21 protein-coding genes are annotated in these 20265 nt (G+C 65.7%); 12 read left to right on the top strand and 9 right to left on the bottom strand.

The window, feature by feature from the left end; translation table 11 throughout:
- The first annotated feature begins 65 nt into the window (after positions 1 to 65).
- The 4 genes from A0U87_RS23110 to A0U87_RS23095 all read left to right on the top strand — a co-directional run bounded on the left by A0U87_RS23110 (position 66) and on the right by A0U87_RS23095 (position 1662).
- Complete coding sequence (locus tag A0U87_RS23110) at positions 66 to 299, top strand: DUF4160 domain-containing protein (RefSeq protein ID WP_010335477.1); 234 nt, start codon at positions 66 to 68, stop codon at positions 297 to 299.
- Positions 283 to 549 (top strand): DUF2442 domain-containing protein, encoded by a 267-nt coding sequence (locus A0U87_RS23105; RefSeq protein ID WP_004209434.1) that lies wholly within the window; start codon positions 283 to 285, stop codon positions 547 to 549. The genes A0U87_RS23110 and A0U87_RS23105 overlap by 17 nt, the downstream gene beginning before the upstream one ends.
- Positions 550 to 743: 194 nt before the next feature.
- The gene (locus A0U87_RS23100; protein ID WP_048936768.1) at positions 744 to 992 is read left to right on the top strand and encodes a hypothetical protein; all 249 of its coding nucleotides are present in this window, start codon (positions 744 to 746) and stop codon (positions 990 to 992) included.
- 268 nt (positions 993 to 1260) lie between these two features.
- On the top strand, positions 1261 to 1662 hold the full coding sequence (locus A0U87_RS23095; RefSeq protein WP_048936767.1) for a hypothetical protein: 402 nt from the start codon (positions 1261 to 1263) through the stop codon (positions 1660 to 1662).
- Positions 1663 to 1690: 28 nt separating this feature from the next.
- Here A0U87_RS23095 and A0U87_RS23090 read toward each other — a convergent pair whose 3' ends face one another.
- Both A0U87_RS23090 and A0U87_RS23085 read right to left on the bottom strand, forming a co-directional pair.
- On the bottom strand, positions 1691 to 2350 hold the full coding sequence (locus A0U87_RS23090; protein ID WP_004209437.1) for a hypothetical protein: 660 nt from the start codon (positions 2348 to 2350) through the stop codon (positions 1691 to 1693).
- 141 nt (positions 2351 to 2491) lie between these two features.
- Positions 2492 to 2935, bottom strand: a complete 444-nt coding sequence (locus tag A0U87_RS23085; RefSeq protein WP_048936766.1) for a hypothetical protein — start codon at positions 2933 to 2935, stop codon at positions 2492 to 2494.
- 145 nt (positions 2936 to 3080) lie between these two features.
- Here A0U87_RS23085 and A0U87_RS23080 point away from each other — a divergent pair, with 145 nt between their 5' ends.
- A complete protein-coding gene (locus tag A0U87_RS23080) occupies positions 3081 to 3623 on the top strand; it encodes a hypothetical protein (protein WP_048936765.1) in 543 nt (180 codons plus the stop codon).
- A 40-nt stretch (positions 3624 to 3663) separates the two neighbouring features.
- Here the strand turns inward: A0U87_RS23080 and A0U87_RS23075 are convergent, their stop codons facing one another.
- From A0U87_RS23075 to A0U87_RS23055, 4 genes are all read right to left on the bottom strand, one after another.
- Entirely contained in the window at positions 3664 to 5796 is a 2133-nt protein-coding gene (locus A0U87_RS23075) for a PKD domain-containing protein (protein ID WP_053094324.1), read from the bottom strand.
- Positions 5797 to 5820: 24 nt separating this feature from the next.
- Positions 5821 to 6801, bottom strand: coding sequence for an acyl-CoA dehydrogenase family protein (locus A0U87_RS23070; RefSeq protein WP_048936764.1), 981 nt, complete (start codon positions 6799 to 6801; stop codon positions 5821 to 5823).
- Positions 6798 to 8006, bottom strand: a complete 1209-nt coding sequence (locus A0U87_RS23065; protein ID WP_048936763.1) for an acyl-CoA dehydrogenase family protein — start codon at positions 8004 to 8006, stop codon at positions 6798 to 6800. Before A0U87_RS23065 ends, A0U87_RS23070 begins: the two co-directional genes overlap by 4 nt.
- 238 nt (positions 8007 to 8244) lie before the next feature.
- The gene (locus A0U87_RS23055; RefSeq protein ID WP_052076579.1) at positions 8245 to 8559 is read right to left on the bottom strand and encodes a non-heme iron oxygenase ferredoxin subunit; all 315 of its coding nucleotides are present in this window, start codon (positions 8557 to 8559) and stop codon (positions 8245 to 8247) included.
- Between the two features lie 140 nt (positions 8560 to 8699).
- Here A0U87_RS23055 and A0U87_RS23050 point away from each other — a divergent pair, with 140 nt between their 5' ends.
- Positions 8700 to 9845, top strand: a complete 1146-nt coding sequence (locus A0U87_RS23050) for an acyl-CoA dehydrogenase family protein (protein ID WP_048936761.1) — start codon at positions 8700 to 8702, stop codon at positions 9843 to 9845.
- The gene (locus tag A0U87_RS23045) at positions 9845 to 10759 is read left to right on the top strand and encodes an acyl-CoA dehydrogenase family protein (RefSeq protein ID WP_122928504.1); all 915 of its coding nucleotides are present in this window, start codon (positions 9845 to 9847) and stop codon (positions 10757 to 10759) included. Before A0U87_RS23050 ends, A0U87_RS23045 begins: the two co-directional genes overlap by 1 nt.
- A 70-nt stretch (positions 10760 to 10829) precedes the next feature.
- On the opposite strand, the gene A0U87_RS23040 is transcribed toward A0U87_RS23045, so the two are convergent.
- The 3 genes from A0U87_RS23040 to A0U87_RS23030 all read right to left on the bottom strand — a co-directional run bounded on the left by A0U87_RS23040 (position 10830) and on the right by A0U87_RS23030 (position 14419).
- A complete protein-coding gene (locus A0U87_RS23040; RefSeq protein ID WP_137406042.1) occupies positions 10830 to 11750 on the bottom strand; it encodes a TIGR03619 family F420-dependent LLM class oxidoreductase in 921 nt (306 codons plus the stop codon).
- Positions 11751 to 11769: 19 nt separating this feature from the next.
- Positions 11770 to 13152 (bottom strand): aromatic ring-hydroxylating dioxygenase subunit alpha, encoded by a 1383-nt coding sequence (locus A0U87_RS23035; RefSeq protein WP_048936758.1) that lies wholly within the window; start codon positions 13150 to 13152, stop codon positions 11770 to 11772.
- Positions 13153 to 13255: 103 nt separating this feature from the next.
- Positions 13256 to 14419 (bottom strand): CoA transferase, encoded by a 1164-nt coding sequence (locus tag A0U87_RS23030; protein ID WP_048936860.1) that lies wholly within the window; start codon positions 14417 to 14419, stop codon positions 13256 to 13258.
- A 164-nt stretch (positions 14420 to 14583) separates the two neighbouring features.
- Here A0U87_RS23030 and A0U87_RS23025 point away from each other — a divergent pair, with 164 nt between their 5' ends.
- From A0U87_RS23025 to A0U87_RS23005, 5 genes are all read left to right on the top strand, one after another.
- The gene (locus A0U87_RS23025) at positions 14584 to 15750 is read left to right on the top strand and encodes an acyl-CoA dehydrogenase family protein (protein ID WP_048936757.1); all 1167 of its coding nucleotides are present in this window, start codon (positions 14584 to 14586) and stop codon (positions 15748 to 15750) included.
- A gap of 10 nt (positions 15751 to 15760) precedes the next feature.
- Positions 15761 to 16642: a CoA ester lyase gene (locus tag A0U87_RS23020; RefSeq protein ID WP_048936756.1), complete on the top strand. Its 882-nt coding sequence runs from the start codon at positions 15761 to 15763 to the stop codon at positions 16640 to 16642.
- The gene (locus A0U87_RS23015) at positions 16639 to 17886 is read left to right on the top strand and encodes an acetyl-CoA hydrolase/transferase C-terminal domain-containing protein (RefSeq protein WP_048936755.1); all 1248 of its coding nucleotides are present in this window, start codon (positions 16639 to 16641) and stop codon (positions 17884 to 17886) included. Before A0U87_RS23020 ends, A0U87_RS23015 begins: the two co-directional genes overlap by 4 nt.
- Positions 17886 to 18665 carry an enoyl-CoA hydratase-related protein gene (locus A0U87_RS23010; RefSeq protein ID WP_048936754.1) on the top strand — a complete coding sequence of 260 codons (780 nt, stop codon included), beginning with the start codon at positions 17886 to 17888 and terminating at the stop codon, positions 18663 to 18665. The genes A0U87_RS23015 and A0U87_RS23010 overlap by 1 nt, the downstream gene beginning before the upstream one ends.
- 74 nt (positions 18666 to 18739) lie before the next feature.
- Positions 18740 to 20101, top strand: coding sequence for an aromatic ring-hydroxylating dioxygenase subunit alpha (locus A0U87_RS23005; protein ID WP_048936753.1), 1362 nt, complete (start codon positions 18740 to 18742; stop codon positions 20099 to 20101).
- Positions 20102 to 20265 lie beyond the last annotated feature (164 nt).

Genomic DNA, 20265 nt, shown 5'->3' with positions numbered 1-20265 from the left:
TTACCGGGTGATCCGCTCACCGCTTCATTATAGATGGTTCGGCATCCTATGGGGAACCGTGACCGATGCCGACCATCTTGCGCCTCGATGGCTATCGCTTCTATTTCTACAGCCACGAACCCAATGAACCGCCCCATGTCCATGTCGACAAGGGCGGTGCTTCGATCAAGGTCTGGCTAGACCCTATATCCCTCGCAAGGAACACCGGCTTTCGTCGCCAGGAGATAAATGGCATAATCACGATGGTGGAGGCCCATCGGGCGCGCCTGCTGGAGGCTTGGCATGAATATTTCGGCTAGGATCACCGACGAACGTGTTGCCGATGTTCGCTGCGATGCGGATAGCCTGATCGTCGACCTGATGGACGGTCGGACCATCTCTGTCCCCCTTGCCTGGTATCCACGCCTTGCCAGCGCGACACCCGATCAGCGTGCCGTTTGGGAAGTCGCCGGTGGTGGCTATGGCATTCATTGGCCGGATATTGACGAGGATCTCAGCACGGAAGGATTGCTCCGGGGAGCGCCTGCGCCGGTACACCATGCTCGGTAAGCCTTCAGACTATGCCGAGTTTGCGGCAGCAATGCTGCTGGCCGAGCGGATCATGTGTGAAGATCGCGTCATATTATGCGTGTGGGCGAACTAGCGCTTCGGTTCCGCCAATATCCCCTGTCCTACACGGCGATCCTCTGATCTACCCTGGGGAATGACACAGTCCATCCCCGCCCGCGCAGCCCGCGCCGGCCATCTTCACCCCCGCCCGCTGGACCCCGGTCCGGCAGCGGACCTTCCTGACCGCCCTCTACCAAAGCGGCAGCGTGGCGCAGGCCGCGCGCATGGTCGGCATGTCGCCGTCCAGCGCGCATCGCCTGCGCCGTCGCCTCGCCGGCACGGCCTTCGACCGGGACTGGGGCAACGCGCTGGCGCTCCATGCCCAGGCGATGGCCGACCCGATCGCCACCCAGCTTCGCCCCCAGGCCGCGACGCGGCGCTGAGGCATATCGGTGCAGAACAGGTGCAAAGCTGTCGCGTCACCGGGGCATCATGGGCGCGTTATGCGTCGCCCCGGTGGCGCGTTCTGATGCAGAGCAGGCGCGTGGGTGACGCGCGGCCGGTGCAAAAGCGGCGCAAATCGCCCGAAAAGGCCGATAACGCTGTGAACTTCGGGCGTGACCCTGCGCCCTTCGTCCGTGCCGCCTTGCGGGATCACGGAAAATATGAGAACAAATAACGAACATGATTCGTCCTCAGGGGAGGAAGTCCATGGTTCATCGTCTCGCTTCGTTATTGCCGCTGCTGCTCGCCGCGATCATCGTCGGCGTGCCCGATCCGGCAGCGGCCAAGCCCGATTTTGCCCACGTCACCACGCGCGAACAGGCGGAGGCGCTGGTGGCGACCGGGGCGCTGGTGCGCATCTATCTCTTCCCGATCCGTCTGGGCGGGCCGAGGCGCAAGGCGAATATCAGCTATGTCCCACCCGAAGCGGGCGCCGCGCTCGACCAGATTAGCGGCACGCTACAGCGCTTCACCCGTGAGGGGCTGGTCGATCAGTTGAGGATCATACCCGAATATCGCGGCTCCAGCTTCGTGCCGACGCGCATCAACATGCATGCCACCCATAGCGGGCAGGAGGGCGGCTTCCATCCGAGCATCGCGATATGGTGACGGTCGACGCGCAGCAGGCGCCGCCGGTTCAGGCTTCCAGCATGCGCAGGGTGCGGCGCTTCTTCCAGTCGAGCACCACCTGGATGCGCATGCTCCAGCTGCCGTCCCAGTCGACCGCCAGATCATGCGCGTCGAGCTGGGCGGCGATCCGCCGGCCGATGTCGAGCGCCGCCGCCTCGCCCGCTGCGCAGGCACCGTAATTGAGGTAGAGCGCCTCGCCCTCCACCGCCGCCTCGGTGTCCTGCATGTGGAAAAAGGCATAGCCCTCGGCCGGACGCCCTTCGCCGATCGCTTCCTCGATCTCGTCCCAGATCTCGATCGCGCCGCAACTGCCGCAGCAGGTGAAATTCTGCCGCGCGATCACGCCCTCCGCCTCCAGCGCAGCAAAGGCCGCGTCCAGCCGGTCGCAATCGGTCATGTCGGGCCAGGCCTTTTCGGCGGCATTATGCTCGGCCAGCGCCTGACGCAGCGCGGCCGATGCCTCGCGGCGCAGGGTCGGGCCGGGCAGTTCCTCGACGAACGTGTCGTGGGCGGCGGTCAGGATCGCGTCATCGTCATGAAATCCCCCGGCGACGTCGCGCCAGACCTGGTCGCGCAGCGCGGCGAGCGGATCATAGGGGGGAAGGGCGGGTTCTTGCTCGGGGGCGTTGGTCTTGCCGAAGATTCGATTCCACAATGCGCCGAACATGCGTTTGCCTGCCTCCCGCGATGCACTTTACTCCGCCCAACATGGCGTGGCTTCGGGCAAAGGAAAAGGGGGCATTTGACCCATGAATCGCGACAGCTTCACGGTCCACCGCAGCGATGCCCCCAAATGGCCTGCCGATCCTTATGGCGCGGGTTCCAGCACCACGTCCCAATGATCTTCCGTCACCGCCATGCGCTTGGCCTCCTCGGCATCGAACGCCGCCTTGTCGGGGAACATCCGCGCCTTGGCCGCCGCCATCGCCGCCTTGTATGCTTCGCCAGCGCCCACGCCGTCGGCGCCATGCTTGTAGACGATGGTGGTGCGCACGTCCCACCGCGTGCTGCCGCCCATATGGGTGAAGGGCATCTCGACCGTGACTTCGCTGATATAGCCCTGCCGCATCATCTCGCGCAGCAACGCTTCATGCTGCTTGTGATAGGTGGTCAGGAACTGGCCCATCCCGCCCCATTTGACGCGGTAGTAATTTTCCACCTTCAACGGGCCGTCGGCGGGTGCCGCGGTCTGGGCGGTGGCGGGCGCGGCGGCCAGGCTGGCGAGCAGGATCAGGGCAGGGGGGGAACGCATCGGGCAGGGGCCTTTCGCAATCGAAGATCATCTGCCCCTACAGACGGATCAGCCGCCAATTTCCGCGCCCGTGGCGCAATCGCGCTTGCTCGCTGCCGCGTCCCGCCCCACCATGGGGTCATCCCTACCGCGCAAAGGACCGCCGATGACCCGCCACCGCCTCTGGACCGTCCTGACCCTGCCCGTCCTCCTGTCTGCCGGGCTGGCCGCCTGCAGCGGTCAGAAGAGCAGCCCGGCCGACAATGCCGCCGACAATGCGGTCAACGCGGTCGAAAATGCCATGGCGAACGCCGCCAACGCGACCAATGCCGCCGCTTCCACAGGGGACGCCTTCAGCCATTATGTCGGCAAATATCCCTTCGACAAGGTCGGCGCCCATAGCTGGAATGACGATCCCGCCGTGGTCGCGGCGGTGAAGGCGGCGGTCGCGGACAAGGCGGTGCGCAAATGGGTGCTGGAAGAGGGCGGCCCCGCTTCGCCGATCGCGACCGTCGACGGCAAGGTCGCGGCCTGGTCGTGCGAGACCCATAATTGCGGCCCGCACCAATGGCTGACCCTGGTTGATCCGGCCAGCGGCACGGCCGAGGTCTGCTATTATGACGAGGCCGTCGATGCCCAATCGACCCGCTGGTTCAAGGCCGGCAAGGAAGAAAAGCGTCCGGGCCAATGCCCTGACGTGTCGAACTGACGGGACAGGGGCGCCACATGATGCGGCGCCGCCTCTGCCGCTATTGGACGACGACCCGCACCCGGCCCAGATTCTGGATGCGGGCATAGGGTGTGGCGGCGTCGCCCTTGCGCTCCGACGCGATGCGCAGCGCGGGGAAATAGGTGCCGGGCGCGGCGAAGCTGTGGCGCGTGGTCAGGGTCAGGCCGTTGCCCGATCCGGCGGGCAGCTTCGCCTTTTCGGCAAAGGCGCCGCTGCCGTCAAAATCCCATTCCGCCGACACGATCCGACCGGTGCCCGGCGGTACGCTGATGGTCGCGCGGAAAGTCACGGCAGCGCCCGGCTTCACGACGGCTTTCGCGCCGCCATTGGCGGTGACGCTGGCGACCGGCTGGATCCCGCCGCGCACCGCCGCATCGGCCGGCACGATCACCTGGCCATTATCGATGCGATAGGCAGTGTTGGCGGGCGGGGCGACGCCCTTTTCCACCCAGGCGGACAGGTCGCGCAGCGCCTGTTCCAGCATGCCCAGATAGCTGACCGTGCGGGTCGGGTCTTCCTGATGGCTGCTGTCGCCGTGCAGCGCATGATCGGTGAACCAGATGCGGAAATTCTGGTCGGCGCTCGCGCCCTGCGCAGCGATCACCCGCTGGCGATACCAGTCGCCCTGCCAAGGCATGGCTTCGCGATCCCACAGATTTTCGACCAGGATCATCTTGCCCCGGAACTGCCCGGTCATCGGTGGCTGGCCCAACGGCTTGCCGGTGGTCGCCGCAGTGAAAAGCGGGCCGAGCAAGAAGGGTCGCTGGGGATAGAGCGGCTTGCCATCGGCCCCGCGAAACTGATCCCAGACCGGATAGCCGGCGTCGGCCGGCGGCACCTGATGCCAGTGATAGGTTTCGGCAGCGAGGAAATTGCTGTTGTCGACCCGCACCTTGTCGCCAGCCTTCAGCAGGTCGACCACGGCATCGTCCACCACGCCCAGAATCACGACATCGCCAGCGATGCGGTTGATCGTCAGCCGCTTGCCCTGCGCCGCGCCCGACCCGACGATCAGGTCGCCGCCGACGAAATAGGTGGCGGGTGGCGGGCTCGACAGGCGGAAGGCGACGATACGCTGTGCCGCCCGACCCTGTAGCGCGGCAAAGGCATTGTCGACATTGGCCGCGCCGTCGGTGATGCGGGTGTCGAGCTTCAGGTCCGCCGCCTGCGCCGCGCTGATCGGTGCAGCGATGGTCGCATCATGCTGCAGCCGATAGCCCTCGAAACTCTTGGGATCATCATGGCCGAGATAGCCCGGCTTGGTCCAGAAATCGGTGAAATAGCCGGCATCGGCCATCACCATCCCGCCATAGAGGGCGGCAAAGCCGTGGATGCCCATCGTCTTCCAGCCGAACCAGCTGGGCGTCGGGAAACCCATCGCCGTCACCTCGCGCAACACCGACGCCTGCTGCGGCGTTAGCCCGGCATAAGGATCGCCCGAGCCGCCCGGCTCGACCGCGTCCAATATCTGCGGGAATTTGTCATTGAGCACCCGCATCGCGCGCATCCGCACGGAGAACATGTTGGGCGGCGCCATCGGCGATCCCAGCACATAGGGGACGACGCCGTCCCACACGCCGGTGGTATTCTCGATCGAGCCGACGGTGCGGAAGCCGCCGCCGCTGCCGCCAAAGGCATAGCCATAGGGGCGCTTGCCGCCGTACATCTGCTGCGCGACGACGCGCGAATAGCGGGCCGATGCAGCATTGGCGCGATAGGCGGCGATGGTGAAGTCATTGGGCTTGCCCGGCATGCCCACCTGGTCGCGGCCGCCGCCATTGGTCTCGACATAATAGCCGCCCGACGCGATCGAAAAGCCGATATAATTTTCCTCGCCATCGGTCAGCTTCTGCGCCAGATTCTCGTCATCCGGGACCGGCGTGATATGCTGGAAGAAGCGGCCCTGATAGTGCGCCTTGTCGGGGAAATAGAAGGAGAAACGGGTCTCCGTCCCCTTGAACCCGCCATGGACATAGCGGTGCCGCACCGGCGCATCGCGCCATTCGTCGATGTCGATATAGGGCTGGGTGAAGAGCGGGTCTTCGGCGGCGCTTGCAGGCCCGGCAGGTGCGCTGCCCTGCTGCGCCCCCGCCATGCCGGCCATCAGTAGCGCTGACAGGGCTGTCATGCCCATTGCAATCGATCGACGCATCGCTTCCTCTCCCTTTTTGCCGGTTCAGGCTGCAGCCTCCAGCGCCGCCCTGCCCATTTGTTCGTCCCAATGATCCGCATCGCCGCCGAGCGCGCCATTCAGCATCGCGCGCTTCAGGAACAGGTGACAGGGATGCTCCATGGTGAGGCCAATGCCGCCATGGAGCTGGATCGCCTCTTCCGCGACCAGTCGATAGACGGCGCAGGCCAGCGCCTTGAGCGCGCCCAGGGCGATGATATCGACGTCGGCCTGCTGCGCCCGGCTCCAGAACAGGGCGTCGGCGGCGGTCAGTTGCGTCCGCATGTCGGCGACGCGATGCTTGAGCGCCTGGAACAGCGCCAGCGGCCGATCGAACTGCTGCCGCGTTTCGAGATAGGCGACGGTCATCGCCAGCGCCGCCTCCGCGCCGCCCAGGCTGTCGCCCGCCAGGCAGAAGAGGCGCAGCGCCTCGATCCGATCGGCCAGCGCGCGGGCGGCATCGCCCTCTGCCAAGGTAAGGCCCGTGCCTTCAAGGACGACATCGAACAGGCGACGGCTCTTGTCCCATCCGGCGCGATAGGTGACGGCAACCTGCTCGGCCGGCACCAGTGCCACCCGATCGTCGGTGACGTGCAAAATATGGCTGGCGGTATCGGCATCGGGCACGCAGGTCAGCCGGTCGGCGCCGTCCAGCCCACCCGCCAGCGATGCGGTCATCACCTCGCCGGCCATGGCGTCGGCGATCAGCGCGTCGCGCTCGGGCAGATCATCGGCCGCCGCCAGCGCCTCGATCGTCAGCATCTGCGCCAGCACGGGGCCGGGCACCAGCGCCTTGCCCATGCGCTGATGGATGACGCCCGCCGCCTCGCGGCCGAGGCCAAGGCCGCCCAGATCCTCCGGCACGCCCATCATCAGCCAGCCCATCTCGGCGATCAGCGCCCAGCTCTGCGCCGCATCCGGGGCAAGCTCGCTCTGGCCGAACGCCTTGTCGGCCGCATCCTGCACTTCCGCGCGGGTCATGGTCATGCCGCGCCCTCCTTCAGCGTCCAGCTCTTGGGTTCGCGCGGCATGCCCACCAGTCGTTCCGCGATGATGTTGCGTTGCACCTCGTCACTGCCGCCGGCGATGGTCCAGGCATAGCTGTTCATGAAATCGGCCATCCAGTTGCCGGTCTCCATGCCGCCGCCAAAGGTGATCGGGCTGTGATATTGCGCCTCTATGCCGCCCAGCCGAATCCCGAGCGATGTGAACTCTCGCAGCGTGCGGGAGTAGGACAGCTTGACGATCGACGCGTCGCCGACCCGCTCGATCCCGGCGATGCGGTTGGCGAGGAACTGGTCGGCGACGGCGCAGGTCGCATCCACCTTGGCGCTCAACCGGCCGAAGTCGCGGACTATGCCCTGATCGTCCTGCCGGCCCTGCGCGCGGATCAGGTCGCCGAGCCGCCACAAGGCGCCACGCAGCCGGGCGCTCAGTTCCAAGAGGGTCAGGCCGCGTTCGGACGAGAGGGTGGATTGCGCCACGGCCCAGCCCTGGCCTTCCGCGCCCAGCCGGTCCGCGACGGGAATCTCGACATTGTCGAGGAACAGCTCGGCAAATTCCTCGTCGCCATGTATCTGATGGATCGGCCGCGCGGTGACGCCCGGTGCCTTGAGGTCGAGCAGCAGATAGGTGAGGCCGGCCTGTTTCGGCCCGTCATTGCTGGTGCGCACCAGCAACAGGCATTTGTCAGCGAACTGGCCCATGGTCGACCAGAGCTTCTGCCCATTGACCACATAATGGTCGCCGACCCGCTCGGCGCGGGTGCGAACATTGGCAAGGTCCGATCCGGCATTGGGTTCGGAAAAGCCCTGGCACCAGATTTCGCCCGCCAGGATGCGCGGGATCAGCAGCGCCTGCTGCGCCTCGCTCGCCCATTCAAACAGGGTGCAGGCGGCATGATAGGTCGACATGAAGGACAGCAGCAGGCGCGGTGTATCGGCGCGCGCCAGTTCCTCATAGAGGATCTTCTGTTCGGCAAGCGAGCGGCCGCCGCCCGGCCATTGGGCCGGCCAGTGCGGCACGGCATAGCCGCCCTCGACCAGCTTGGCGAACCAGTCGCGCTGGATCTGCAGGAAGGCGGCCTCGCTGCTGCTGCGCTCGCGCCAGCCGTGCGGCGCATTGTCGGCCAGCCACTGGCGCACTTCCTGCCGCAGCCTGTCGAGCGCATCGGTCAAAGCCTGCCCCTCCATCCCGTTCCGGTTCCTCTCATCCCCGACGCTAGGCCCAATTGCGCCGCCCCCCGCAAGATGGCGGCCGGCGATATCCCCAAGGCGATGGCTGGTAAGCCCTTCCTTCGATCGGACACGCAACGACGCAACCACCTCCTCCGTCATCCCGGACTTGATCCGGGATCCATTCAGCGCTCGCTCTCAACCGTAGTGCCAAATGGATCCTGACCTCCGTCAGGATGACGAAAAGGGAACAGGGCTAGATCGCCACCTCGATCATGTCGTCGACGATGCGGACCGGATAGGTGGCGATCGGTTCGCTCGCCGGGCCGGTCAGCGGCGCGCCGGTCTCCAGGTCGAACCGGGCGCCATGCGCCGGGCAGGCGATCCAGCCCAGGCGAATACGACCGCAGGCGAGCGGTTCGTCGGCATGGGAACAGAGCGCGGCGATGGCATGAATCTGCCCGTCGCTGTTGCACAACAGGATAGTCCGTCCGTCGATGGTCACGCTTTTGGTCTTGCCCAGCGGCACCTCATCCAGGGAGGCTGCCATTTTGAAATCGCGCTCGCTCATGCCCGAAAGCTGCCCAAGCCGGTGGAGCGCGGCAAGGCCCGGCCCACGCCCATCACCGGGGCGTTCTCTTGCCCGCCGCCCTGTTGCGGCGCGCTGCTCTTCAGTATCGCATCCCTGTTCGGCAGGGGATGCGTGGACCAATGGATTTTGAATGGACGCAGGAAGAAGAGGCTTTTCGCCAGCGGTTGCGCGACTTTCTCGCCGCGACGCTGCCGCAGGATTGGGAACGTTTCTCGCAACATGGCCCGGCCTCCCCGGCGCTGACTGACTATGCCCGCACCTTTTGCGGGCGCCTGGCCGACGAAGGCCTGCTGACCCCGCACTGGACCAGGGAGATTGGCGGCCAGGGCCTCGACCCCTGGCATCAGACCATATTGGCCGAGGAAATGTGGATCGCGGGCGAACCGCGCGGCGGCCAATATATGAACGTCAACTGGGTCGGGCCGACATTGATCCGCTACGGCTCGGACGCGCAGAAGGCGCGCTATCTGCCCGCCATCACCGGCGGCCGGGCGCTGTGGTGCCAGGGCTTTTCCGAACCCGGATCCGGCTCCGACCTCGCCTCGCTGCGCACCCGCGCGACCCGCGACGGCGATGTCTATCGCGTGTCGGGGCAGAAGATCTGGACCAGCTATGCGGGCCTTGCCGACACCTGCTTCCTGGTCTGCCGCACCAGCGACGATCGCAAGCAGGGCATTTCCATCCTGCTGGTGCCGATGGACACGCCCGGCATCACCGTGCGGCAAATCCCCTCGCTGATCGGCGAAGGCGATATTCACGAAGTCTTCTTCGACGATGTCGTCGTGCCGGTTGAGGCGCGGCTGGGTGCGGAAGGCCAGGCCTGGGAAATCATCGGCTATTCGCTCACCAATGAGCGGCTCGGCATTCCCCGCTATGCCCTCGCCCGCGCCGCGCTCGACCGGGCGGTGGCGCTGCTCCAGACGCAGGGCGAATTTGCCGGCGAGGCGGTGCGGATCGAGGCCGCCCATGCCGCCGCCCTGTGCGAAGCGGCACGGATGGCCAGCTATGCGATCGTCGACCGCCGCTGCCGGGGCGAGGTGATCGGCGCCGAATCCAGCTCCGCCCGTTTCGCCACGGTGATGGCCGAACGGCGGGTATGCGAATTCATCGTCGAATATCTGCCGCAGGCACTGGCCGACGCCCACCCCTATCTCAAAATGCATCATCAGCGCGGGATCGTCGCGGGCATCGCCGCCGGCGCGGCGGAGATCCAGCTCAACATCATCGCCAGTGATGTGCTCAAACTGCCGCGGGAGCCGCGCTGATGGACCTGTCCCTTACCGACGACCAGATCGCAATCCTCGACGCGATCGACACGTTGACCCGGCCCTATGCCGGCGCGACGCTGCATGAGGCGGGCTTTGCCCTCAGCAGCGAGGCGCTGGACCGCGACCTCGCCGAAGGCGGCTTCCTCGACATCGGTTTCGATCCCGATCTGGGCGCGATCAGCGCCGCCTTGGTGGTCGAGCGGCTGGCACGCCTGCCCCAGACGATGGAGGCAGCGGCCAGCGCCCTCATCCGTCCGCTGCTGGGCGACGCGACGTCGCGCCCGCTCTGCCTGATGGAGGAGGGGAAGGCGCATCGTCCGGTCCGCTTCCTCGCCCCCGGCGCGACGGTGCTGCTGGTCGGACCGGACCGGGTGCGCAGCTTCATCGCCGGCCCCGACCATGTCCGGGCCGAACCCGAAGCCCTCTACGCCTATCCGATGGGCAGCCTGATCGCCCAGCCGGACGATCTTACCGATCATGCCGTGTCGGCCGACGATGTCCGTACCCGCTGGCGCGTGGCGCTGGCGGCGGAGGCGGCGGGCCTGCTCGCTGCCGCGCTCGACAGCACAAGCACCTATGTCACCGATCGCCAGCAGTTCGGCCGCCCGCTCGCCACCTTCCAGGCGCTGCGCCATCGCCTGGCCGAGGCGCAGGTGCGCGCCAACGGCCTCTACTGGCTGGCGATGAAGGCGGCGGCCACGCTCGATGCCGGCGACGCAGCGCTGGCGGCGCTGCACGTGCAGGAATCGGCGCGGACCAGCGTCTATGATTTCCACCAGTTCCTCGGCGCCATGGGCATGACGCTGGAACATCCGCTACACCTGTGGACCTATCGGCTCAAGGCGCTGATCGGCGAACTGGGCGGGCGTGGCGGCCAGGCGCTCGCCGCGGCCGATGCGCTCTGGGGTTAGAATCCTTGAGAGAGCCTGATTCACGCCATCGGTGAAAGCGCGGTGCGCTTTCACCTCAGACGATCAGGCTCTAGCCCAGCTTGGGCTTGATCTCCTCGATCACCCAGCGGGCATAATCCTCATATTCGCTGATGCTGCGCACCGCCGGGATCGGCACCGAACTCATGGTGACGCCCAGCGTCGCGAACCAGCCGAGCCGGTCGATGATCTCCGGTGCGGTCATACCCGGCCGGGCGCGCGGATCATCGACCACGGCATGCCCCTCGCCGACCCGGCTGGTGGCAAAGCCGTACATCACGTCGAACGGCCGGCCGTCATAGCCGGGCTGCGACTTGATGAAGTCGATCTTGGCCGGGATATCCTCGGGTTTCGTCAGATAGGGCCACCAGCCGCTGGCATGACGGGCGGCGCGCCTGAGCACGGCGTCGGCCTCCCCGCCCATCCAGATCGGCAGATGCGGTTGCTGCACCGGGCGCGGGGCAAAGGCGACATCGTGGAAAGAGACGAACTCGCCCTCGAATTGCGGATCATCGCTGGTCCACAGCTCGACGATCGCAGCCAGATATTCGTCGCGCATTCGCCCGCGCTGGTGGAAGGGGACGCCGAGCAAGTCGAACTCCTGCTCCAACCAGCCCGCGCCAAAGGTCACCATCGCCCGACCGCCCGACAGCCAATCGATCGTCGACAGCGCCTTGGCGGTGATCGCGGGATGCTGCAGCGGCAGGATCGCGATCGAGCTGTTGATGCGGATGCGGCTGGTCGCGCCAGCATAATAGCCCATCGCCGCATAGGCATGGAAATGATGCGGCCCCGACAGGTCGACATGGGCGCGCGGGATCAGGAAATGTTCCGGCACGCTGATCATGTCATAGCCGAGTTCATCGGCCAGCCTGGCCAGCCGCGTCTGGTCCGCCCCAGTGACCGACAATTCCCAGGGCTGCATCGTCGCCTTCAGCTCGATCAGCCGCGGCATGCCGAAGGCGAATTTCATGACCCCGCCTCCCGCCGGCTCAGAAGCCCAGGTCGAGCACCGGCCCGTCGAAATTGCCGGCCAGCTTCTGCGTCGCGGCGCTCAGCTTGTCCATGGGTTCATGCCGGATATAGCCGTCGATGATCCGCTGATAATTGCTGATCAGCCCCTCGATCACCTTGGACAGGCGCATGAAGTCGAAACCCTCGGCATGCAGCCCCTTCTGCTGCAGCGGGATGTTGGAATAATCCTGACGCGGGATCATCGGGAACTGATCGCTGTCATAGGGCAGCATTACCGGCTCCATCACCACCGGCGGCTCTTGCCCCTCGGCGAAATGGGTCAGCGACCATAGCTCGAACATGCAGCTTTCCGGGCCGAGCGGGCGGATGCGATAGGCCGCCATGCTGGAGAGGAAGGGCAGCAGGAAATAGTTGGGGAAGATGAACTCCACCGACTTGACCGGGGTTTCCACCGCCAGCTTGTTGAGATCGGGCGTGGGTTCGCCGCGTGCCTGCCCGGCCTGGGTCACGCAATGATTGACCATGCCGAACCAGTGCATGATCGCCTGTTGCGGGTCTTCGGGCAGTTCGACGTCGATCAGCGTGCGGGCGACCGCGACATCCTTGGCATGGCACATGCCGGCCATGCCCTCGCTCAGCAGCTGCATATGGTCGACCTGGTCGACGATATTTTCCTTCATCGACCGGTTGGGATTGATCGGCACGCCAATCCCGCCGGTGTCCATGCCGTACATCATGTTGTAGAGGATCGGCACCTTCTGCTGCAGCTGCGGATGGGTGCGCATGACATGATAGCCTTCCATGAAGGCTTCCATCGCGACCTTCCAATTGGCCGGCAGCACCGTGCCGAAACACCATTCGGCGCGCATCTTGTCGGCATTATAGGCGTCGAGCCCCACCGCGAGCGGGCCGAGCTGTTCGCGCAGCGAGGGCGCGTCATCGTCGAAATTGATGAAGACGCAGCCCATCTCGATCTCGGTGCGGCACGGGCGCAGGGCCAGATCCTGCTCGTCCAGCTGATGCTCGGAGAACATGTGCCGGCCATAGACGAAGGTATTCTTGCCCTCGATATTCCAGCGCCAGCCATGGAAGGGGCAGATGAAGCCCTTGCCCTTGCAATTGCCATGGCTGCCCTCGGTCAGCGGCACGCCGCGATGGCGGCAGGCATTATGAAAGGCGCTGATCCCGTCCTTGGTCCGCACGATGATGACGGACTTGCCCAGATTGCTATATTCGATCCAGTCGCCGACCTCGGGCACCTGCTCCACGCGGCAGGCCATCTGCCAGACATGGGGCCACAATTCCTCGCATTCGCGGCGATAGAAATCCGCGTCATAATAGCGTGCCGTGGGAATGCGCTCGGGATCGCTGATTTCCAGCGGGAAGCCCGCGCGCGTCATTTCAGCAGCCTCAACCATGCCATGCCTCACCCAGATTTCTTGCTTGGATAAAGTGGTATAGGGCGGGCCGGGGAGCGCCAAGGCAGCGCCCCAACCCATCGCCCTACCGATGGACGGCTGCGCCCAGTTCGTCCAGCACTTCGCGACTATGCGCGCCCAGTTCCGGCGCGCCGCCCGCGACCCGACCGGGAGTCTGCGAGAACCAGGTCGGCACGCCGGGGAAGCGCACCGGCCCTTGCGGCGTCTCCACCGTCTCGAAAAAGCCGATCGCGTTGAGATGCGCATTGTCGAACAGTTCGTCCGTGGTGCGCAGCGGCGCGGCGGGGATATGCAGCGCCTCCAACAACTCAAGCCATTCCTGCGTCGTCCGCTCGGCGAAGGTTTCGCCGAGCAGGCCATAGACCCGGTCGATCTGCTTTGCGCGCTTGGCCAGCGTGTCGAACTCCTCGGTCGCCCAGGGCGGGTTCACCGCCGCGACGAAGGCGTTCCAATGCTTGTCATTATAGACCAGCGCGGCGACATGGCCGTCCTTGGTCGCATAGGGCTTGCGGTTGCGGGCGACGACGCGGTGATAATGGGCCGGCCCTAGCGGCGGCTCGAACAGCATGCCGCTCGCATGTTCGGTGAGCATGAAGGACGCCATGGTCTCGAACATGGAGACTTCCACCTCCTGCCCCTCGCCGGTGCGTTCACGGTGGAACAGCGCCATCATCGTCGCATAAAGGCCAGTGAGGCCCGCCACCTTGTCGGCGATGATCGTTGCCATGAAATCGGGCTTGCCGGTCATCAGCTGTTGCAGATGCGGGATGCCGCATTCGGCCTGGATCGTGTCGTCATAGGCGGGCTTGTCGCCGTTCGGCCCGCGTCGGCTATAGCCATAGCAATTGGTGTAGACGATGTCGGGCTTGATCGCCTTCACCGCCTGATAGTCGAAGCCCAGCTTGGCGATCGCCTTGCCGCGCATCGAATGGATGAAGACATCGGCGGTGGCGATCAGCGCGCGCAGCGTCGCCTTGTCCGCCTCCTGCCGCAGGTCCAGCACCAGGCTGCGCTTGCCGCGATTGACGTTGGTGAAGACGCCGCCCAGCTCGGGCGTCGGCCCGGCATTGATGTAGCGCGTGGCATCGCCCGCCGGCGGTTCGATCTTGATCACGTCGGCGCCCATGTCGGCCATGATCTGGGTCGCATAGGGGCCGAATACCATCGCCGTCAGGTCCACCACGCGGATCCCGGCCAGCGGCCCTTTCGGCATGTGCGTCGCGTCCATCATCCTCTCCCCATAACTGCCTTGGGGCTAGGCCAAGGGCGCGGCGAAATCCACGCGCAACCCCTTCGCCCCACCGATATGTGGGGCCGCCCGATTGTGCGCGCGGGAGGCCGGATGATACCCGCAGGCGATCATCCAGACGCCAGCAGAAGGCCCCCAGAGACGTGGATTTTGCCCTGACCGAAGACCAGAGGAACATCCGCGACGCGGTGTTCCAGCTCTGTGCCCAGTTCCCCGACGATTATTGGCTGGAACGGGACAGGGATGCCGTCTTCCCGTTCGATTTCCACCGGGCGATGGCCGACGCCGGCTGGCTGGGCATCGCCATGCCCGAAGCCAGCGGCGGCGCGGGCCTGGGCATCACCGAGGCCGCGATCATGGTGCAGGCGGTGGCGGAAGCGGGCGGCGGCATGACGGCGGCGTCCAGCATCCACGGCCCGGTCTTCAGCCTGGAGCCGATCGCCCTGTTCGGCACGGCCGAGCAGCAGCAGCGGATGATCCCGCCGATCATCTCGGGCGCGGAGAAGATGTGCTTTGCCGTGACCGAGCCCAATACCGGGCTCGACACCACCAAGCTCAAGACCAGAGCCGAACGGGTCGAGCGCGGCTATCGCGTCAATGGCGAGAAGATCTGGATCACCAACGCCCATGTCGCCGACCGGATGATGCTGCTCGCCCGCACCACCCCGCTCGATGAAGTGAAGAACAAGACGCAGGGCCTGTCGCTCTTCTTCACCAAACTCGATCGTGACAGGATCGAGCATCAGCTGATCCCCAAGATGGGCCGCCACGCGGTCGGCTCCAACATGCTGTTCATCAACGACCTCTTCATCCCCGAGGAGGATCGGATCGGCGAGGAAGGTCAGGGCTTCAGGATCATCCTCAAGGGGCTGAACCCGGAGCGCATCCTGCTGGGCGCCGAAGCGATCGGCATCGGTCGCAACGCGATCCAGCGCGCCGCCCGCTATGCCCGCGAACGCATCGTCTTCGACCGGCCGATCGGAATGAATCAGGGGATCCAGCATCCGCTCGCCAAATGCTGGATGCAGCTGGAGGCGGCGAACCTGATGGTGATGAAGGCCGCCACCCTGTTCGACAAGGGCGAGGAATGCGGCGTGGAGGCGAACAGCGGCAAATATCTCGCCGCCGAATCCGCGTTCGAGGCCTGCCATACCGCGATGCTGACGCTGGGCGGCATGGGATATGCCCAGGAATATCATGTCGAACGGCTGCTGCGCGAAGTGCTGATCCCGCGCACGGCCCCGGTCAGCCCCCACATGATCCTCAATTTCATCGCCGAAAAGGTGCTGGAATTGCCCAAATCCTATTGAGGCGAAAACGATGACGCTGCCGATCAAGATGCGCTCCTGGCTGTTCGCGCCGGGCGACAGCGAGAAGAAGATGGCCAAGGCAGCGGACAGCGCCGCCGACATCGCGCTGTTCGACCTGGAGGATGCGGTCGCGACCGAGAACAAGCCGCTCGCCCGCCAGATGGTGCATGATTTCCTCGCCGCCAGGCCGGAAGGGCGCGAGCGGCTGTGGGTCCGGGTCAATCCGCTCGACGGCCCCTATACGCTCGACGATCTCGCCGCGATCATGCCGGCGCGGCCGGGCGGCATCATGCTGCCCAAAGTCTATGGCCGGCAGGATGTCGAATTGCTCGACCATTATCTGACCGCGTTCGAGGCGGCGCATGGCATCGAACGGGGATCGACCCCGCTGATCGTGCTGGTCACCGAAACGGCCGAAGCCATGTTCCATACCGGCGATTACAAGGGCGCGCCGCGCGTGGTGGCGCTGACCTGGGGCGCGGAGGATCTGGCCGACTCGATCGGTGCGAGTTCCAACCGCAATGCCGATGGCAGCTATGGCTTCACCTATGAACTGGCGCGCTCCATGTGCCTGCTGGGCGCCGCCACCGCCGGCGTCACCGCGATCGAGACGATCCAGGGCGATTTCCGCGACTTCGACGGGCTGAAGGCACGCGCCGAAAAGGTGCGGCGCGACGGCTATCGCGGCATGCTGGCGATCCACCCGGCGCAGGTCGATGTCATCAACGCGGCCTTCACCCCGACCGAAGAGGAGATCGCCGAAGCCCAGGCGATCGTCGACATCTTCGCCGCCAATCCCGGCGTCGGCGCGATCGGCTACAAGGGCGGGATGCTCGACCGGCCCTATCTCAGCCGCGCCGAGCAGTTGCTGCGCCAGGCGGGGGCGTCGTGATCGACCTCACCCCCTATCTGCGGCGCGGCGACCGCATCGTCTTTGGCCAGGCCTGTGGCGAGCCGGTCAGCCTGGTCAGCGCGCTGATCGAGCAGGGTGCGCGGATCGGCGACCTGTCCGCCTTCATCGCCACCAGCTTCTCGGGGCTCTTCACCCCCGAAAGCGCCGACAGTTTCCGCCTTTCCTCCATGGGCGCGATCGGCGCGCTGCGATCGATGACGAAAGCCGGCAAGCTGCAGGTCATCCCCGTCCATGTCAGCCAGGTCGCGCCGATGATCACGGCCGGCATCATCGGCTGCGACGTGGCGATGATCCAGCTCAGCCCGGCCGACGCCAACGGCCACCATAGCTGCGGCCTGATCGGCGACTATGTCCGCGCCGCCGTGGACAAGGCGCGGGTGGTGATCGCGGAGATCAACGAAGCCGTGCCCTATGTGCCGGGCGAGCTGATCCCGGCCTCGGCGATCGACGTCGCCATCCCCGTGTCGCGCCCGCCGGTCGAGGTGGCGCCCGCGACAATCAGCGAGACCGACGAGGCGATCGCCCGCCACTGCGCCGCCTATATCGGCGACGGATCGGTGATCCAGACCGGGGTCGGCGCGGTGCCCGACGCGATATTGCGACTGCTGGGCGACCGGCGCGACCTGGGCGTCCATTCGGGCATGCTGGGCGACGGGCTGGTGGACCTGGCGGAGGCCGGCGTGCTGACCAACGCCCGCAAGGAAATCGACACCGGCGTCTCGATCAACGGCGCGCTGATCGGCACCCGCCGCCTCTATGACTGGGCGCATAACAACCCGGCCATCCGCATGTGCGCGACCAGCTACACCCATGATGCCGCCGTGCTGGGGCGCTTATCCCGCCTCGTCACCATCAACAGCGCACTGGAGGTGGACCTGACCGGCCAAGTCAATGCCGAACAGTCGGGCGCGGCCTATCTGGGCGGCACCGGCGGCCAGGTCGATTTCGTCCGCGCCGGCGCCCGCTCGCCCGGCGGCTGCTCGATCATCGCTTTGTCCGCCTCGGCCAAGGGCGGCAGTTTGAGCAAGATCGTGCCAGCCTTGTCCGGCCCCGTCACCACCGCACGCAGCGATATCGACATCATCGTCACCGAATATGGCGCGGCGGAACTGAAAGGGCAGACGCTGGCCGAACGCACTCGCCGCCTGATCGCCATCGCCGACCCCATCTTCCGCGAGGAGCTGGAGCGGTCGGCCCATATCATCCAGCAGAGGGGGTATTGATGCCCGACGCTTCAACCGATCCTGTCCTGTTCGAGGCGCGGCCCGACGGCATCGCCATCCTCACCATCAACCGCCCCGACCAGCGCAATGCCCTGAGCCGCGACGTGCGCGAAGGGCTGCGCGCCGCCTGGGACCGGTTCGAACATGATCCGGCGCTGCGCGTCGCCATCCTGACCGGCGCGGGCGACAAGGCCTTCTGCGCGGGCGGCGACCTCAAGGAAATGGTCGACACCGGCATGACCGTGCCGCCGCGCGCCATGTTCCCGCTGCCCTATGACAGTATAGAACTCAGCAAGCCGACGATCGCGGCGGTGAATGGTGTGGCTTTTGCCGGCGGCTGGATGATCGCCCAGGCCTGCGACCTGTGCGTTGCCAGCACGGCCGCGCGCTTCGCCATTACCGAGGTGAAGGTCGGGCGCAGCTCGCCCTGGGCCGCGCCGCTCATCCACATGATCCCGCAGCGGATCATGATGGAGATCATCCTGACCGGCAAACCGATCACCGCGAGCCGAGCCTACGAGATCGGCCTGGTCAATCGCTTGGCCGAGCCGGAAGCGCTGATGCAGGCGGCGCTCGATCTGGCCGCGGAGATTTTGGAGGGTGCGCCCTTGTCGGTGAAGGCCGGGCGCGACACGGTGATGCTGGCGACCGAGATGGGCCGCGCCGCCGCGCTACAGGCTGCCCGCGCCGCCTCCGAATATACTTATCATAGCGAGGACGCGCAGGAAGGACCGCGCGCCTTTGCCGAAAAACGCACGCCGCAATGGACCGGGCGCTGAGTCCGACTGTCTGAAATCGTCAAGTCCGGGTGACGCGGGCATGGCAAAAGGGTGAAATGGAGAAGGAATAGGCCATGAACGAGATCAGCAGCATCGGCACGCCCGGCGAGGATCTGATCGAGCCGGTCGTCGTCCCGGTCGAAGCCTATGTGTCGAAGGACTATGCCCGCGCCGAGCAGGACCGGCTGTGGCGCAAGGTCTGGCTGCAGGCGGCCCGGCTGGAGGATATTCCCGAGGTTGGCGATTTCGTCACCTATGACATTCTCGAAGACTCGGTCATCATCATGCGCACCGGGCCGGATGAGCTGAGCGCCTATCATAATGTCTGCCCGCATCGCGGCCGCCGCCTGATCGACACGCCCGCAGGCCAGCGCAACGCGCGCGGCAACCGCAAGTCGATCATCTGCGGCTTTCATGGCTGGACCTTCGACCGCCAGGGCCAATGCACCTTCGCCAACCATGCCGATGACTGGCAGGGCAAGCTGACGGCGCAGCGCACCGCGCTTGGCAAGGTCAGCGTCGACACATGGGGCGGCTGGGCCTGGATCAATCTCGATCCCGATTGCGGCCCGCTCGCTGAATATCTGGGCGTGGTGCCCGACATGCTCGATCCCTTCGGCCTCCAGAATATGCGCTATCGCTGGCGCAAATGGATCATCTTCGACTGCAACTGGAAGGTCGCGATGGAGGCGTTCAGCGAGACCTATCATGTCCAGACAACCCATCCCGAATTCAACGCCTTCGGCGAATTTCGCGGCTGGGCGCGCAAACATGGGCTGCACACCAATATCGGCTATGAAGCGCCCAAGAATATGGACGAGAACCAGGCCAAGCTGCGCATCGGTTCAGGCGAAGACCCGCGCCTGTCGACCGCGGAAATGCAGCTTTTCACCTGGGAAAATGCCAATACCAACACCACCATGACTTTGGTCGCCGCCGCCCAACGCTTGAAGGACGAACTGCCCGAGGGCACCCCCGCGCCGCAGGTGCTACAGCACTGGCTCGCCACCGCCCGCGCCGACGATGAACGGCGCGGTGTCTTCTGGCCGGTGGTCGAACCCGCCCATACCGCCAAGAGCGGCACCGCCTGGCAGATCTTCCCCAATTTCCAGATCGGCCATGCCGTCAACAACATGCTCTGCTACTCCGCCCGCCCCTATGGCGCGGATCCGGACAAGTGCATTTTCGAGGCGGCGGTTTATGAACTCTTCCCGGACGCGGAAACCCCCGCGACCGAATGGGAATATACCAGCGCGGAGCAATGGCCGCCGGTGCTGCAACAGGATTTCACCAATATGCAGGCGGTGCAGCAGGGCATGAAGAATGTCGGCTTCCGCGGCACCCAGCCCAACCCCTATATGGAGCGGGCGGTAGCCAGCCTGCACTATAACCTGTCCCGCTACATGGGGACTGGCGCACCAAAGCCGCTGGACTGACCGACATTGCCGCGATCATGGCCCTTCGCCGCCGATCATCTGTCTGGCGGCGGAGCGCTTTCGCGTCTCCATTTTCACCAATGACTGTCTTCGACGACCGCCCTCCAATGGAAAGGGGCGCTCCCGGCAGGAGCGCCCCTTTCCGTTTTCATCCTGATTGCGCC

This window comes from Sphingobium sp. MP9-4, from assembly GCF_005281675.1.
GTDB lineage: Bacteria > Pseudomonadota > Alphaproteobacteria > Sphingomonadales > Sphingomonadaceae > Sphingobium > Sphingobium yanoikuyae.
Note: the sequence above shows the minus strand (reverse complement) of the source record. Positions and strands in the feature narration are given on the sequence as shown.

Bases quoted from the DNA above. Each gene is read 5' to 3' on its own strand.
- A0U87_RS23110 (WP_010335477.1), top strand. From the start codon at position 66: ATGCCGACCATCTTGCGCCTCGATGGCTATCGCTTCTATTTCTACAGC.
- A0U87_RS23105 (WP_004209434.1), top strand. From the start codon at position 283: ATGAATATTTCGGCTAGGATCACCGACGAACGTGTTGCCGATGTTCGC.
- A0U87_RS23095 (WP_048936767.1), top strand. From the start codon at position 1,261: ATGGTTCATCGTCTCGCTTCGTTATTGCCGCTGCTGCTCGCCGCGATC.
- A0U87_RS23090 (WP_004209437.1), bottom strand. From the start codon at position 2,350: ATGTTCGGCGCATTGTGGAATCGAATCTTCGGCAAGACCAACGCCCCC.
- A0U87_RS23085 (WP_048936766.1), bottom strand. From the start codon at position 2,935: ATGCGTTCCCCCCCTGCCCTGATCCTGCTCGCCAGCCTGGCCGCCGCG.
- A0U87_RS23080 (WP_048936765.1), top strand. From the start codon at position 3,081: ATGACCCGCCACCGCCTCTGGACCGTCCTGACCCTGCCCGTCCTCCTG.
- A0U87_RS23075 (WP_053094324.1), bottom strand. From the start codon at position 5,796: ATGCGTCGATCGATTGCAATGGGCATGACAGCCCTGTCAGCGCTACTG.
- A0U87_RS23070 (WP_048936764.1), bottom strand. From the start codon at position 6,801: ATGACCATGACCCGCGCGGAAGTGCAGGATGCGGCCGACAAGGCGTTC.
- A0U87_RS23065 (WP_048936763.1), bottom strand. From the start codon at position 8,006: ATGGAGGGGCAGGCTTTGACCGATGCGCTCGACAGGCTGCGGCAGGAA.
- A0U87_RS23055 (WP_052076579.1), bottom strand. From the start codon at position 8,559: ATGAGCGAGCGCGATTTCAAAATGGCAGCCTCCCTGGATGAGGTGCCG.
- A0U87_RS23050 (WP_048936761.1), top strand. From the start codon at position 8,700: ATGGATTTTGAATGGACGCAGGAAGAAGAGGCTTTTCGCCAGCGGTTG.
- A0U87_RS23045 (WP_122928504.1), top strand. From the start codon at position 9,845: ATGGACCTGTCCCTTACCGACGACCAGATCGCAATCCTCGACGCGATC.
- A0U87_RS23040 (WP_137406042.1), bottom strand. From the start codon at position 11,750: ATGAAATTCGCCTTCGGCATGCCGCGGCTGATCGAGCTGAAGGCGACG.
- A0U87_RS23035 (WP_048936758.1), bottom strand. From the start codon at position 13,152: ATGACGCGCGCGGGCTTCCCGCTGGAAATCAGCGATCCCGAGCGCATT.
- A0U87_RS23030 (WP_048936860.1), bottom strand. From the start codon at position 14,419: ATGGACGCGACGCACATGCCGAAAGGGCCGCTGGCCGGGATCCGCGTG.
- A0U87_RS23020 (WP_048936756.1), top strand. From the start codon at position 15,761: ATGACGCTGCCGATCAAGATGCGCTCCTGGCTGTTCGCGCCGGGCGAC.
- A0U87_RS23010 (WP_048936754.1), top strand. From the start codon at position 17,886: ATGCCCGACGCTTCAACCGATCCTGTCCTGTTCGAGGCGCGGCCCGAC.
- A0U87_RS23005 (WP_048936753.1), top strand. From the start codon at position 18,740: ATGAACGAGATCAGCAGCATCGGCACGCCCGGCGAGGATCTGATCGAG.